This is a genomic window from Streptomyces sp. NPDC004721 (genome assembly GCF_053601495.1).
In genome coordinates, this window is sequence record NZ_JBSGBZ010000019.1 from 25,883 (window position 1) to 40,899 (window position 15,017).

At 71.5% G+C, this 15,017-nt stretch carries 12 protein-coding genes; 9 read left to right on the forward strand and 3 right to left on the reverse strand.

The window, feature by feature from the left end; genetic code table 11:
• Window positions 1–15: 15 nt before the first annotated feature.
• Together ACWEK3_RS19165 and ACWEK3_RS19170 are read right to left on the reverse strand one after the other, a co-directional pair.
• Window positions 16–885, reverse strand: a complete 870-nt coding sequence (locus ACWEK3_RS19165) for a class II glutamine amidotransferase (protein ID WP_450538945.1) — start codon at window positions 883–885, stop codon at window positions 16–18.
• Between the two features lie 135 nt (window positions 886–1,020).
• Window positions 1,021–2,685, reverse strand: a complete 1,665-nt coding sequence (locus tag ACWEK3_RS19170; RefSeq protein WP_453250171.1) for a PucR family transcriptional regulator — start codon at window positions 2,683–2,685, stop codon at window positions 1,021–1,023.
• A gap of 181 nt (window positions 2,686–2,866) precedes the next feature.
• On the opposite strand from ACWEK3_RS19170, the gene ACWEK3_RS19175 reads away from it, so the two are divergent.
• Entirely contained in the window at window positions 2,867–4,153 is a 1,287-nt protein-coding gene (locus ACWEK3_RS19175; protein ID WP_453250172.1) for an NAD(P)/FAD-dependent oxidoreductase, read from the forward strand.
• A 16-nt stretch (window positions 4,154–4,169) separates the two neighbouring features.
• On the opposite strand, the gene ACWEK3_RS19180 is transcribed toward ACWEK3_RS19175, so the two are convergent.
• Window positions 4,170–4,754, reverse strand: a complete 585-nt coding sequence (locus tag ACWEK3_RS19180) for a TetR/AcrR family transcriptional regulator (RefSeq protein ID WP_453250173.1) — start codon at window positions 4,752–4,754, stop codon at window positions 4,170–4,172.
• A 192-nt stretch (window positions 4,755–4,946) separates the two neighbouring features.
• On the opposite strand from ACWEK3_RS19180, the gene ACWEK3_RS19185 reads away from it, so the two are divergent.
• The 8 genes from ACWEK3_RS19185 to ACWEK3_RS19220 all read left to right on the forward strand — a co-directional run bounded on the left by ACWEK3_RS19185 (window position 4,947) and on the right by ACWEK3_RS19220 (window position 15,014).
• Window positions 4,947–7,217 carry an MMPL family transporter gene (locus tag ACWEK3_RS19185; protein WP_453250174.1) on the forward strand — a complete coding sequence of 757 codons (2,271 nt, stop codon included), beginning with the start codon at window positions 4,947–4,949 and terminating at the stop codon, window positions 7,215–7,217.
• A gap of 557 nt (window positions 7,218–7,774) precedes the next feature.
• On the forward strand, window positions 7,775–8,467 hold the full coding sequence (locus ACWEK3_RS19190; RefSeq protein WP_453250175.1) for a LuxR C-terminal-related transcriptional regulator: 693 nt from the start codon (window positions 7,775–7,777) through the stop codon (window positions 8,465–8,467).
• A gap of 162 nt (window positions 8,468–8,629) precedes the next feature.
• Window positions 8,630–9,652: a TauD/TfdA family dioxygenase gene (locus tag ACWEK3_RS19195; RefSeq protein ID WP_453250176.1), complete on the forward strand. Its 1,023-nt coding sequence runs from the start codon at window positions 8,630–8,632 to the stop codon at window positions 9,650–9,652.
• Window positions 9,653–9,698: 46 nt separating this feature from the next.
• Entirely contained in the window at window positions 9,699–11,306 is a 1,608-nt protein-coding gene (locus tag ACWEK3_RS19200; RefSeq protein ID WP_453250177.1) for an MFS transporter, read from the forward strand.
• Between the two features lie 75 nt (window positions 11,307–11,381).
• Window positions 11,382–12,296: a HesA/MoeB/ThiF family protein gene (locus ACWEK3_RS19205; protein WP_453250178.1), complete on the forward strand. Its 915-nt coding sequence runs from the start codon at window positions 11,382–11,384 to the stop codon at window positions 12,294–12,296.
• Window positions 12,297–12,378: 82 nt separating this feature from the next.
• A complete protein-coding gene (locus ACWEK3_RS19210; protein ID WP_365417479.1) occupies window positions 12,379–12,771 on the forward strand; it encodes an SCP2 sterol-binding domain-containing protein in 393 nt (130 codons plus the stop codon).
• A 39-nt stretch (window positions 12,772–12,810) separates the two neighbouring features.
• Entirely contained in the window at window positions 12,811–14,028 is a 1,218-nt protein-coding gene (locus ACWEK3_RS19215) for an acyl-CoA dehydrogenase family protein (protein WP_450538961.1), read from the forward strand.
• Complete coding sequence (locus tag ACWEK3_RS19220; RefSeq protein WP_453250179.1) at window positions 14,025–15,014, forward strand: hypothetical protein; 990 nt, start codon at window positions 14,025–14,027, stop codon at window positions 15,012–15,014. The genes ACWEK3_RS19215 and ACWEK3_RS19220 overlap by 4 nt, the downstream gene beginning before the upstream one ends.
• The last annotated feature ends 3 nt before the right edge of the window (window positions 15,015–15,017 follow it).

The window sequence follows — 15,017 nt, forward strand, 5'->3', positions numbered from 1 at the left end:
TCCGGGGAGGGAGGCCTAGGCGGCCTTCTGCGAGGCGGCGGCGTCGGGACGCAGGTCGTCGAGGGTGAGCAGGTGTGCCGGCGGCTCGGGCAGGACGAGGTGGCGGGCGGTGCGCAGATCGGGGCCGACGTGGAGCAGCTCGCCCGCCTCCAGCAGGCGCCAGCGGGGGTTGTCGTCCATGCGCTCGCTGGCGGCGACGACGGCCGGATGCCCGGCCAGGGCCTCGGAGTGGACGCGCATCCGCCCGTGACTGCCGCTGTGGTCGAGGTGCCGGGTGCCGTGCTGGCCGCCCGCCGCGCGCTCGAGGACGTACAGCTCGTGGGTGCCGGGGTACCGCAGCGCCCACAACTGGTCGGGGGTGACGAGGACCAGGTTGAGGGCGTAGAGGGGCAGGTGCTCGGCGATCCAGCGCGCGGCCCGCGCGATGCCGGTGGTGACGTCTCCGCCGTGCGCGCGGGTCTCCCGGGTGACGAGGGCGAAGAACCGCTCCGAGTCGGTGTCGCCCCTGACCAGTGACCGGTCCTCGCCCAGATGGTCGTCGAGCGCGTCGAGGTCCTCGACGACCCCGTTGTGCGCGAACAGCCGTCCTTCCTGCTCGAAGGGGTGCGTGTTGCGGGCGTCCAGGGCGCCGGTCGAGGCGAATCGCACATGGGCGAGGAAGGTGGCGGACTCCACCTGCCGGGCGTCCTCGGCGAACGTGCGGTCCCGGTAGGCGGCGATGGGCGCCTTGTCGACCCGCGGGGTGCCGTCCGCGTCGAAGTACCCCAGCCCGGTGCCGTCCGGATCACGATGACTCTGCCGGCTGAGACTGTCAGGGGCGTCCAGCAGCCAGAAGGTGGCGCGGGTGCGCCGGGGCGCGCTGCTGAGTCCGAACAGACGGCACATCGGGTTCCTCCGCGGGTTGTCGGACGCCCCAGGCCGGCGAAGGTCGGTGACCGGATACTGGCGGCCGCTCCGGCCGAAACCTTCTCCGTGTTCCCCGCCGCCAGGCCGCGAACCGGGCCGTCCGTGAGCCGGCGGTCACCTCGGCGGCGGATCGTTCGGCCTTGGCTGCTCGCCGTGCGCGGGAGTCTCGCCGATCGCCATGAGCTGGAGCCGCAGAGCCAACCGCAGGCGGGGTGAGGAGAGGTCGAGCGGGACCGCCTCTTCGAGCTTGCGCAGCCGGTAGCGCAGCGTATTGGGATGGACCCGCAGGTGCCGTGCGGCGCTCTGCGGGTCGCCGAAGTGGTCGAGCCAGGCCGCGAGGGTGGTGAGGTACGGCGTGCCGTGTTCCCCGTCGTGTGCGCGCAGCGCGGCGAGCGGCCCGCCGAGCCGCCACGTGTCGGTCCCGACGGCGGCCCTGGCGCGCTCCACGACGACGGCGTCCCAGGCGTCCTCCATCAGCACGATCCCCGTCCCGTGAACGTGAGGGGCGAGGAGGAGCCGGCCGGCGCCGATCAGCCGGTGGAGTTCGACGGCCTGGGCCGTGGAGCGCGGCAGTTCGTCGGGGGAGCGGGCGGGGCAGCCCGCCACGGCGTACAGGCCGGGGTCGTGCGCGCGTGTTTCGGCGAGCACGTGCCGGAGCCAGTCGACGGTGCCGGCGTCGGCCCGGACACCGGGCGCGCCCCGCCGCCCGCCCCGCCCCCGGTCGGTGACCACGCCGAACAGCAGCCCGTCGAGGTCGGCGAGCAGCGGCTGGTGCCAGCCGAACCGGTGCGCCACCGATTCCCACAGGTCCAGCTGCCTGCGGACGTCCTCCGTCCCGCCGGTCGACGACCCGAAGGCCACCACCCGCCAGGGGCCGGCCGGCAACGCGGCGGCCGCTCCCGGTCCCTGGTCCGGGACGGCGCCTTCGCGCAGGGCGGCCCGCAGCTGCCCGGCCGACACCCGCCGTGCGATGCCGGCCTCGGCGCGCAGCCGCAGCAGGTGCAGGGCCAGGACGGAGGCCACGTCGCCGAGCTCGCGGATGCGCTCCGGGGGGACCGGCGACGTGACCACGGCCCAGATCGAGCCGAGCCACTCGCCGCCGGCCCGCACGGGGATGATCAGCCTGGGCAGGATGCCGTCGGGACCGGCGGGGGTCCAGATGGGGTCGCCGGAGCGCGCCAGCCGGCGGAAGACGCCGCTCGCCCGGAAATGCGTCAGGGTCTCCGCGGGGACGCGCCGCCCCACGATGGTGGAGACCCGTGCCGGGTCGGTGCTGTCCTGCCGCGCGGAGTAGGCGAGGACACGGGACTGCGCGTCCTCCACGGTCACGGGCGCGTCGATGATCTCGGCCGCCGCGTCGGCCAGTGCGAACAGGTCGCTGTGCGGACCGGGGGTGCCGAGCGCGCCGGCGGCGGGCGCGGAGGCCCGGTCGATGACACCGCGCAGCAGCCAGACGACGTGGGCCCACGAGGTGTGCGGTCGCAGTTCGACCAGTGCGGGGCCCGCCAGCCCCCGGGCCGCGCGGGTCACCTGCGGGTCGCGCGCGGCGGGTCGCTTGAGTACGAGGCCCGCGGCCCCTGCCGCGGCGGTCCGTTCCAGCAGGGCGAGGGCTCCGGACCGGTCGGTCACACCCACCCCCAGGACGAGTTCGCCCGGCTGGCCCGCGGTGTCACCGGGCTCGGCCAGGGCGACGTCGTGCACCTCGGCGTTCCCGGCCGGGACGACCGTACGCAGAAGCCCGGCCCCCAGGGAATCCACGAGGTCGGACACGGTGATCACGGCCGGCACCCCGCAGCGCGGCATCGGGGACTGCTCATGAGCCCCATTGTGTCCCACACGGATAGTGCTCACCGCATCATCGGCACCGCCCTCATTGTCCGCCCGCCACAAAGACAACGGGGCCCACCGGCATCACCATCGGAGGCGTCCGGAGGCGTCACCACCCCGGACACCGCTCCGGATGAAGAGGTTCCGCATGGTCGCCCGCCCTCCCTCGCCCGCACCCTCCGCCCCCAGCCGCGTCGCCGTCGTCGGCGCGGGCATGGTCGGACTGTCCACCGCCTGGTTCCTCCAGGAGCGGGGCGTCGGCGTCACCGTGTACGACCGCGAGGGGGTCGCCGCAGGATCGTCCTGGGGCAACGCCGGATGGCTCACTCCCGGCCTGGCGACGCCGCTGCCCGAACCGGCGGTCCTCACCTACGGGGTGCGCGCGGTACTCAGCCCGTCCTCCCCGGTCTACGTCCCGCCGAGCGCCGACCCGAAGCTGCTCAGGTTCCTGGCCGGGTTCGCCCGCAACAGCACCGCGTCCCAGTGGCTGCGGTCGATGCGCGCGCTCGTACCCATCAACAGCCTGGCGCTGCCGACTTTCGACACGCTGGCCGAGGGCGGTGTCGAGGCACGGACGCTGGAGGCCAAGTCCTTCATCGCCGCCTACCGCACGGCCGCGGAGCGCAAAGTCCTGCTGGAGGAGCTCGAACAGATCCACTCCGCGGGCCAGACCATGGAGTTCGACGTCCTCGACGGGAACGAGGCCCGGGGGGTCGAGCCGTCCCTGTCGGACGAGATCGGCGCGGCGATCCGGCTGCACGGCCAGCGCTACATCGACCCGGGACACTACGTGCACGCCCTGGCCGACGCGGTCCGTGCCCGGGGCGGGGTGATCCACGAGGGCACGGAGGTGACCGAGGTGCGGGACGACGCGGCCGGTGTCACGGTCGTCGGCGGCGGCGGAGAGGGCGAGCGCTTCGACGCGGTGGTCCTGGGCACGGGCGCCTGGCTCGGCCGCCTCGCCCGGAAGTTCGGCGTGCGCTCCCTCGTGCAGGCCGGCCGCGGCTACAGCTTCAGCGTCCCGGTCGAGCACGTGCCGTCCGGCCCCGTCTACTTCCCCGCCCAGCGCGTCGCCTGCACACCGCTCGGCGACCGTCTGCGGGTCGCCGGAATGATGGAGTTCCGCAAGCCGGAGGCGCCCCTGGACGCCCGCCGCGTCCACGCCATCGCCGAGGCCGCGCGCCCGCTGCTGCGCGGCGCCGGCCTGGACGCCCGCCAGGACGAGTGGGTCGGCTCCCGCCCGTGCACCACCGACGGCCTGCCCCTGATCGGCGCCACCCGCTCCCCGCGGGTCTTCGCCGCGGGCGGCCACGGGATGTGGGGCATCACCCTCGGCCCGGCCACCGGACGCCTCCTCGCCGAGACGATCGTCACCGGCGAACGCCCCGCGCAACTGGCCCCGTTCGACCCGCTGCGCTGACGCCCGCGCCGCTGTCTCAGCGACGTACCGCGCGGGCTTCCGCGCCGATCACCGGGGCCAGGTACCGGGCCAGGGCCGCCTTCACCTCGACTGTGTAGGCGGCCCTCTCGGGCTCCTGGTACTGCATCGCCAGGCACAGCCCCGCCCGGAAGACGGCGAACGCCGTGGTCGCCACGCGCACACACTCGTCGTGGGGCAGGTCGGGGGCGCGGAGTGCGACGGTCTCCTCGACCTGCCGTTGCAGGATCGCGTGGAGGACCTCCTTGCCGGACGCGATCTCTCCCGGCGCGTCGGAGCCGTGGATCAGGGCGAGGAACGCCGGATTCGTCAGGTTGAACTCGATGATCGGATCGAGGATCGCGTCCAGCATCTCGTCCAGCGGCAGCGACGCGTTGGCGTCGGTGAACACCTGGCCGTGTGCCTCCAGCATCTGCCGCATCAGCCGCTCGCCGAGCTGCACCGCGATGGCTTCCTTGTTGGGGAAGAACTGGTACAGGGTGCCCGGCGAGACACCTGCTTCGCGGGCGATGGCGTTCGTGCTGGCCCTGGTGTAGCCGCTCTCGCCGAACACGACGGCCGCGGCGTCGAGCAGTTGCTCCATACGGCGCTTGCCGCGCGCCTGCCTGCGCCGAGCTTCCGAAGTCGCCGAAGTCGCCGGAACGGATTCCACTCTGAGTGACCCCCAAGCACAGGATGTGATTGACAAACACGAGAAGGTGCTCGCATTCTATCCGTGTTCTTCGAGTGCGAGTGGTCGCTCGTGTTTTGGTCCTTCAGAGGGGAAACCTGCTCGATGACAGACGTGAATCGCCCCGGCGGTGGGCTCTCCGGGTGGGGGCGGGTGATCACGGCCAGGCCCAGGCTCGCTCTCCTGCTGACCCTGCTGTTCACGGCACTGGCGGTGGTGGCGGGCAGCGGCGTGGCCGACCGCATGGGCAGCGGCGGCTGGCAGGATCCGGGCGCGGAGTCCTCCTACGCGGCCAAGGCCCTCGAGGAGCACTTCCCCGCCTCCCAGCCGAACCTGATCCTCCTGGTGAACAGCGGCAAGGCCACCGTGGACACCCCGGCCGTCGCCGCCGAGGCGCGGCGGCTCGCCGAGCGGCTGGAGCGGGAGCAGTCCGTCGAGGGAGTCGTCTCCTACTGGGCCACCGGCGCGGCCGCCCTGCGGGCTCAGGACGGTCACGAAGCCATGATCACCGCACGGATCGCAGGCGACGAGACCGACGCCGCCAAGGTCTTCGACCGCATCGCCCCCGAATACCGCGGCAGCCACGGCCCGGTGAAGGTCTTCTTCGGCGGTCCGGTCGCGGTCCGCCACGACATGCAGGAACTGGTCAAAGAGGACCTGCTGCGCGCCGAGCTGATCGCTCTGCCGGTCACCCTGCTGCTGCTCGTCCTGGTCTTCGGCAGCGCGGTCGCGGCACTGCTGCCGCTCGGTGTGGGCGTGGTGGCGATCCTCGGTACGAACGCGGTGCTGCGCGGCATCACCGAGTTCACCGACGTCTCCGTCTTCGCCCAGAACCTCACGACCGCGCTCGGTCTCGGACTGGCCATCGACTACGCCTTGTTCATCGTCCGCCGCTTCCGTGAGGAGCTGTCCCGCGGAGCCGAGCCGCTGACGGCTGTGGGGACCACCCTGCGCACCGCCGGGCGGACGGTCCTGTTCTCGGCGCTCACGGTCGCGGTCTCCCTGGCCGCGATGCTGGTCTTCCCGCAGTACTTCCTGAGGTCCTTCGCGTACGCCGGCATCGCCGTCGTGGCACTCGCGGCGATCGCCGCCCTGGTGATCCTCCCCGCCGCGCTGGTGCTGCTCGGGGAGCGGATCAACGCCTGGGACCTCCGCCGCGTCCTGCGACGCCGTTCCCCGGGGAGCGGCGCCACGAAGGACGGGTGGGCCAGGGCGGCGCGGCTGGTGATGCGGCGGGCCCCGGTCTTCGCGATCGCCGCGACCGCCGGGCTGGTTCTCCTCGGCCTGCCGTTCCTGAGCGTGAGGTTCGGCAACGCCGATGACCGGCAACTGCCCGCGAGCGCCGAGTCCCGTACCGTCCAGCAGCACATCCGCGACGGGTTCCCCGGAAGCCCCGGCGCCGCCGTCGAGGTGCTGGCCGAAGGGGCCGCCGCCCAGCCCTCGGCACTGGCCGACTACAGCCGGCGGCTGTCCGAACTGCCCGGTGTCGTCAGGGTGGAAAGCCCTCGGGGCGCATACGCGCAGGGCAGGCTCACACAGGAGCCGGGGCCGGTCGAGGCGGCCCGGGCCGACGGTGACGCGGCCTATGTCACGGTGCTCCGTGAGGGAGCGGCGGGCGACGCGGCCGGCCAGGACCTGGTGCGTGCGGTGCGCACGGAACCGGCCTCCTTCCCGACGTCGGTCGCCGGGCCGGGGGCGGCGCTGGTGGACTCCAAGGCGGTCATCGCGGACCGGCTCCCGTGGGCCCTCGGCATGATCGCGGCCGTGACCCTGGTGCTGGTCTTCCTGCTCACCGGAAGTCTCCTCGTCCCGGTCCAGGCGGTGGTGCTCAACGCGCTGAGCCTGACTGCCATGTACGGCGCCGTCGTCTGGGTGTTCCAGGACGGGCACCTCTCCGGCCTGCTCGGCTTCACCAGCACCGGGGACATCGAGACGACACTGCCCGTGCTGATGTTCTGTGTCGCCTTCGGGCTTTCGATGGACTACGGCGTCTTCCTGCTCTCGCGTATCAAAGAGGAGTACGACCGCACGGGGGACCACCGGAGCGCGGTGGTCTTCGGGTTGCAGCGCACGGGCGGGCTCATCACCGCCGCGGCGGCGATCCTCGCGGTCGTCATGGTCGCGATCGGCGCCTCGCGCGTCACCAACACCAAGATGCTCGGACTGGGGATCGCCCTGGCCGTGCTCATGGACGCGATGGTGGTCCGCAGCCTGCTCGTTCCCGCGGTGATGCGGCTGACCGGCCGGGCCACCTGGTGGGCGCCCGGGCCGCTGCGCAGGCTGCACGCGCGGATCGGCCTGAGCGAGGAGGGAACATCCGGCGGCGCCCCGGCCGCCGAGCAGCCAAGGACGGTCGTCCCCTCCGGGGCGGAGTAGCCCTCGGCGGACGACCGCGCGTGGCCCCGCACCGGACCCCGCGGTGCGGGGCTCACGACATGGCTTCAACTGTGCCCCTGGGACGAGGCATTACATGGAACGCTTTCGTCCGTCGAAGTGTTGTAGGTACCTTTTGAGCATCATGGGAGCGGGGCAGGCGGGGGCATGGCTGCGCGAGAGGTCAGAGAGAAGACGTTCGACCTGCCGACCCGTATCGGCAAGTCCAGGACTTCCCTCCAAGTGCGGCGCCGATGCCCGCACCGCATCCTCGCTCCCGAGGCCGCACGGATTCTTCGACGGTTCGGATTCCGGGCCTTGGCGCCAGAACTCGGTATGCCCCAAAGACGCCGGCATGCCGTGAACGCCATCGATTCATAGCGACGAGCGCCGTAAACCGGCCATTCAGAAGAGAAGCACGTGCGGCGGACACCCACGGGGGACGGCCTTGCGCCGTCGGGTGTCCGAACAGCGCCCCGTTGCCGCTCAATCCGGCTCAGTACGCCGCCCGCGCACAACGAGCGGCGCGTGTTCCTGGACCATGACCACAGGGGTATTGCGTGACAACGGAATTGACAACAGTGGAGCGCGCCGGCACGGACACCGGAGCCGATCGACGGCTCCGCGTGCTGGTCGCGGTCGACAGCGATGTGGTGCGACTCGGTCTGTGCTCCATGCTCGACACCCTTCCCTCGGCCCGCCAGGCGGACGGCCACGGCCCGCTGGACGTGGCACTCAAGTCCCTCCAGACGACGGACTGCGACGTCGTCATCGCCTCGGCCCTGCTGGACGACGACACGCTGGCCAGGCTCAACGACCTGGCCCAGCGCAGCGGCGCCAAGCTCCTGCTCCTGCTCCCGAGCGCGGCGCGGGAGGCGCTGTCCCCCGCCGCCGCCCAGGTGGCCGACGGCTTCATGCTGGAGGCGGCACTGACCAGCTCGGCCCTGGAAGAGGCGCTGCGGCGACTGAAGTCGGGCGACGTGCCGGTGCCGCCCGAGTTAGCCCGCGAGCTGCTCGCGCGGGCTCACTCGGCCGTCCGCGTATCCCGGCAGCGGGTGTATCTGACCCGGCGCGAGAAGCAGACCCTGAAACTGCTCGTCGAGGGACTGAGCAACAGGCAGATAGCCACCCGGATGAACATCACCGAACACGGCGCGAAACGCCACGTCGGGAATGTGCTCGCCAAGCTCAACAGCCCCAATCGCACACTCGCGGCGGCGAAAGCGGTCAGCGAAGGACTCCTCGACGAGTAGCCGATCGGGCACCCCGTTCAACCGGCCCACAGGAGGGTGGCGGGTGAGGACTGTGCGGATTCCGGACCGCTGATTGACTCGGTCCCGTTGGACCTGTTGACCATTCAGACGCCATTCGGGGGGTCTTCCATGCCGGCCGACGAATTTCGCTCACCCGAACCGATGAAACACGCGGCGGACTTCCACGCGATCGACCCGTCGGAAGATCTCGCGACGGACACGGTCGAACTCGCTCCGGGTGAGGCCAAGGAAATCGAGATCCTCGCCCGGCGGATCTCGGACTGCCGCGGCCACCTGCCTCTGCATCACCCCGACCTGATCGAGGCGGTCGAGGTGGAGGCCGGCCGCCTTCCCGTCGCGGTCGCGGGCGCTCTCGCCCGGTACCGGGAGCACGGAACGGGCAGCGGCGTACTGCTGCTCAAGGGCCTGCCGGTCGACGAGCCGCTGCCGCCCACGCCGGAGAACGGCGCCCACCCGGGTGACTGGACCGACCTCGCGATCAGCACGGTCACCGAGCTGATGGTGATGAGCCGTCTGGGGGCGGTCATCGCCTACGCGGACGAGAAGGCCGGGCGACTCGTGCAGGACGTCTGCCCGGTGCGCGGAGCCGAGACCCGGCAGGAGAACACCGGAAGCCGACTGCTGGAACTCCACACCGAAGACGGCTTCCACCCGCACAAGCCCGCCTTCATCGGGCTGTCCTGCCTGCGGCAGGACCACGAAGGCAGCGCGCTGACGGTCGCCGGCAGCATCCGGGCCGTCCTGCCCGTCCTGCCCGCCGAAACCGTGGAGGTGCTGCGCCGGCCGCTCTTCCGGATCCGGCTGTCGAGTTCCTTCACCGGCGGCGGCGTCTCCCGCTACTCGGCACTGATGCCCGTGCTCTCCGGACCGCGGGACGACCCGGAGATGTGCGTCGACTTCCACGCCATGGAGTCCTTCGACGAACGCGGGACCGGTGCCCTGAACCTTCTGCGGGACCACCTGCTCCAGGCCCTGATCGGCGTGGCCATGGAGCCGGGAGACCTGCTCATCGTGGACAACCGGGTGGCCGTGCACGGCCGGACCGGATTCGTGCCCCGGCACGACGGACGAGACAGATGGCTGCGGCGGTGCTTCGCGGTGACGGACATCCGTGCTTCGCGCGGATCACGTCCGCCGGGGTCACGCGTGCACGAGCCGCTCTGACACCCAGGGCATGCCGGCCATGCCCCATGAGACGGAAGAGGACGAAGTGAACGCTGCCCCCACCGGTGCCGTCACCGGCAGAACACGGCACCGCGGCATCATGATGGCGGTTCTGGGTTGCTGCTTCCTCGTTGTGATGATGGACAACACCATTCTCAACGTGGCCCTGCAGACCATCCAGCAGGACCTGAACGCCACCAACTCGGAACTCCAGTGGTCGGTGGACTCGTACATCCTCGTCTACGCCGCCCTGATGTTCTCCGCCGGCGTCCTCGCCGACTCCTTCGGGCGCCGCCGCGTCCTCCTCGCCGGCATGCTGGTGTTCGGAGTCGCGTCCGCGCTCTCCGCCTTCGCGACCGGCCCCGACCAACTCGTCCTCTGGCGTGCCGTCATGGGCCTGGGCGGCGCCGTGGTACCCCCCGCCACCCTCGCCGTCATCAACGACACGTCCACTCCCGAGCAGCGCGGAAAGGCCATCGGCATCTGGTCCGCGATCGGCGGCCTGTCCATCGCCCTCGGTCCCATCGTCGGAGGCTTCCTCCTCGAGCACTACTGGTGGGGTTCCGTCTTCCTCATCAACGTGCCGGTCGTGGTGATCTGCGCCGCGCTCATGCTCCGCTACGTCCCCGAGTCCCGCCCCGGCAACCGGCCCAGGCTCGACATGACCGGCGTCGTGCTGTCCATCCTGGGCACGGCCGCACTCGTCTACGGCGTCATCCGAGGCGGTGAGACCGACGAGTGGCTGAGCCCGCAAGCGGGCGGCGCCATCGTCGCGGGGCTCGTGCTGCTCGCACTGCTGGTGGCGGTGGAGCGGCGGGCCACCGCTCCCGCCCTCGACGTGAGCCTGCTGCGCAAGCCGGCCTTCGCCGCCGGTACGGCGGGTATCGCGCTCGCGTTCTTCGCGCTCACCGGCGGCACCTTCCTGCTCGTGTTCTACGTGCAGGGCGTCCGCGGCCTCACCCCGCTCGAACTCGGCCTGGTACTGCTGCCGGTGGCGGTGGGGACGATCGTCACCGCCACCCTGAGCGGCTCGCTGGCCCGCACCTACGGGCCGAAGGCGGTCGTCGCCTCCGGCCTGGTCCTCATGACGCTGTCCTTCCTCTGGCTGGGCGTGATCGAGAAGGACAGCGCGCTGTGGCAGCTGGAGCTCGCCCTCGGCCTGTCCGGGCTCGGCCTGGGCCTGGTGATGGGCACCACCACGACGGCCATCATGTCCGTGGTCCCCGCCGACAAGTCGGCCGTCGGCGCCGCGGTCAACAACACGCTCCGCCAGGTGGGCGCGGCCCTCGGCGTCGCCGTCCTCGGCTCGGTCCTCTCCCTGAAGTACCGCGACGAACTGGGCGGCGCGGCCGGCATCCTGCCCCCCGGCCTGCGCGAGGAGGCCGGCGACTCACTCGGCGGCACACTTGGAGCGCTGGCCAAGGCTCGGCAGGACCCGTCCGTCATCGGTCCGATCAAGGACCAGGTACCGGGGCTCGTCTCCCGCGCACAGGAGGCGTACATCTCGGCGATGCACCTCACCGTGTACGTCGCCGCCGCCCTGCTCCTGGTCGCCGCGCTGGCCGTCCTGCGCTGGCTGCCCGGACGCCTGCCCGGGACGAGCCCGGCCCCGGCCGCCGACGGCCTGGAGACACCGGCGAAGAGCGGGCAGTGAACCGCACGACGCCCCCGAACCGACGCCCCCGAACGAATCCTTCATCCACCACCATCCACTGACCAGGAGCGCCGAATGACGGCACCCGCCCATGGCATCGCCGCCGACGCGTCGGACATGACGGGCGCGCAGTTCTACGACGAGTTCACCATCCGCAACACCGGGGTCGTCCCCGCGGCCGATCAGGACGTCCTGCGCCGGGCCACCGTGCTCGTCGCCGGCTGCGGATCCATCGGCGGCTCCGCGATCGAACCGCTGGCCCGCCTCGGCGTGCAGCGCTTCGTGCTGGCCGACCCCGGCACCTACGAGCTGAACAACCTCAACCGGCAGAACGCCACCGTGGCCGACCTCGGCCGCAACAAGGCCGAGGTCGCCGCGGAACACATCCGCGCGATCAACCCGCACGCCGAGGTGCTCGTCTTCCCCGAAGGCGTCACCGCGGACAACGTCGGAAAACTCACGGCCGGCTGCGAGGCGGTCGTCGACGGCGTCGACGTCACGACCATGAGCGGCTGGCGCGCCAAACTCCAACTGCACCACCAGGTCGCCGAAGCCCGCCTCCCGCTGGTCACCGGCTGGGACATGGCAGGCGCCCAGTACGTGCGCTGCTACGACTACCGCACGCTGCGACGCGTCCTCGACGGCGCGCTCGTCCCCACCGATCTCGACCGGCTCGGCACATGGGAGCTGCTGCGCCGCCTGCTGCCGGTGCGCTTCGTCCCCGGCGAGATGCTCCAGACCGCCCGGGCCAACCTCCGCAACCCCGACTTCGCGTTCCCCCAGGTCGTCCACTCCGCCATGATGTTCGGCGCCATCAGCGCCCACGCCGTGGCCCAGCTCCTCAACAACCACCCCGTGCGCACCCACATCTACGTCGACGTCCACCAGAGCGTGCGTCCCACCTCGACCCGGCTGCTCACACGCCTGAAGTGGCCGCTCCAGGCCGCTTCCCTGCTCGCCGACCTGCGTTCGCTCGCCGGCCGGAAGTGACCGCGGGACGCACCGCCGCCGGCCGCTGACCGCGGCCGCCATCCCACACGAGACACCCACCACCACATCCGGAGGCTTCGCCATGCCCGCATTCCCGAACGAGGAGACCGCCGCCAAGGTCTTCGGCGAGCTGTTCACCATCCTCGCCGCCGACGAGGAGTTCACCTCCAAGCTGCGCGAGAGCGACCTCTCCGTGCGGCTGATTCACACCAAGCCGGAGTGCACGGTCTTCGTCTCCGCGGACGAGGTCGCCGTGGGCGACGGCGCCCCGGACGAGGCGACCGTCACGATCAAGATGTCCTGCGACACCGCCCACGCCCTGTGGCTGGGCAAGCTGATGATGCCCGCCGCCGTGGCCACCGGGAAGGTCCGCATCCGCGGCAAGGTCGCCAAGGTCCTGGAGCTGGTGCCGATCCTGCGGCCCGCCTTCGACCGCTACCCCGAGATCGCCGCCGCCTACGGCATCGGTGCCTGACCCCGTCCACCCCTACACGCAGCCAGGAGACCGAACACCATGACCACCGCCATCGCGGGCCCCGACCTGAACTTCGACGTCCTGCCCGCCGAGGTCCGGCGCTTCCAGCAGCAGGTCAGGGAGTACGCGCGCGACGAACTCGCCCCCCGGGCACTGGAACTCGACCTCGCGGACGCCGCGGACTTCGACTGGGACATCGTGCAGAAGGGGCACGAACTCGGCCTCACCCGGGCCCTGATGCCCAAGGAGTACGGCGGCCTGGGCGTCGGCGTGCTCGGGGTGGCCGTCGCCATGGAGGAACTCGCGGCGGCCTGCCCGGCCGTGGCCCTGATCTTCGGGGCCACCATGCTCGGACAGACCCCGATCCTGCTCTCCGGCGACCCCCGCCTCCAGGCCCGCTTCCTGCCCCTGTTCGCCGGGGACGAGGCCGTCCTCGCGGCCAACGGCATCGCCGAGGAGGAAGCCGGGTCCGACCTGGTCATCCCGGAGAACTTCGTCCACGCGCGCATGGCCACCACCGCCCGCCGGGACGGTGACTTCTACGTCATCAACGGCCACAAGAAGTTCTGCACCAACGGCAAGGTCGCCGCCTTCGCCTCGATCTTCGCCAACATGGAGGGCCGGCCCGGCGCCACCGGCCTGACCTGCTTCATCGTGCCCCTCGACGAACCCGGCGTCACCCGCGGCGAGGTCGCCGACAAGATGGGCTACCGGGCATGTCTCGGCACCACCCTGCACTTCGACGACGTACGCGTCCCGGTCGAGTACATGATCGGCGGCGAGGGCACCGGCGCCGAGATCGACGTCGCGCAGGGCAACATGGCCCGCTCCTCCGTCGCCGCGATCTCCACCGGCATCGCACGCAACGCCCTCGAGCACGCCGTCGACTGGTGCGGCAAGCGCGTACAGGGCGGCAAGCTGCTGCACGAGCACCAGTTCAGCGCCGGCAAGCTCGCCGAGATGTCCGCGAACGTCGACGCGGCGCGCCTGCTCTACCAGCGCGCCGCCAACAAGGTCGACAACGAGCTCCCGGCGCCCGAGTACGAGCCGGCGGTCGCCAAGCTGTTCGCCGACCGGATCGCCATCGAGACCGCCGGCGCCGCCGTCTCCCTCATGGGCGCCCGCGGCTACTGCCGGGAGTACGGCGCGGAGAAGATCCTGCGTGACTCCTACGGCACCCGCATCTTCGAAGGCACCCAGGAGGCCCTCGCCCTCACCGTCACCGCCAGCCTGTATCGGGAGGAGGACGAGCTGTGACCACGGCCGAGGAGCGGACGAGGCAGCGGCCGGCGGACGAACGCACCGGCGGCACCTGCCCGTTCAGCCCCGAGATACGGCGCTTCACCGACGACATCGTCGGCCTGCACAGCCGCCTCAGTTTCGGCCGGCTGCCGCAGGCCCTCGACGGCCCGCCGCTGTACCTCTCCGGCGACACCGGAGACGGCCTGCTCACCGTCACCATGCGCGAGAGCCAGGTGCCCGCCCGCTATATGAACGGCATTCTCGGCTTCCGGCTGGCCCAGTACCTCAAGCTCGGGCTGATCTCCGACGAACTCGTCTACCAGGAAGCCCTGTTCCACGAGCCGGCCACCAAACCGCACACGGTCGGGAACCTGCACACCGTGACCCTCGACGCGGTCGGCGGACGCATCGTCGGCTACATCGGCCTCGTCTGCTCCCTGGACGAGAAGACGATGCCGCTGGACTCACCGCGCCGCAGCCGGTTCCCGTCCGAGTCCGCACACCACGTCGACCTGGTGTCCCGGTTCGCCGCCCCGGACATCTCCAGCCACCAGGTCTACGAGATCAAGCGCTTCGTACGCGACGTGGACATGGACCGGGGCGAGCAGCGGTGGCGGGTGCCCTGGCACCTCATCCTCGGTCTGGGCAGCGCCGTCCTGGCCGGAGGCGACGAGTTCCGGCTGCTGCTGGGGGACTCCAAGGAACACGGAGCCCTGCGGCACTTCCGGCTCATCGGCTTCGACCCGGTGGTGATCGAGAACACCGAGCCGCGGCTGCCTCCCACGGAACTCATGTGGCCGAGTTACACGCAAGAGGTCAACGCGAAGCCGTTCGTGGCCCCCGTTCCCGACGATCTCGACGCTTGTCTGCGCGTGATCCGCGCCGGGCTGGCCGCGGGCAGCGGCCGGTCCGAGCGGGAACTCGCCGCCCGGTTGTCGGCCCTGCGACGGGACCGGGAACAGGGCGGCCGCGGCTCGCAGCAGACAGCCAAGGAGAGCTGAGCA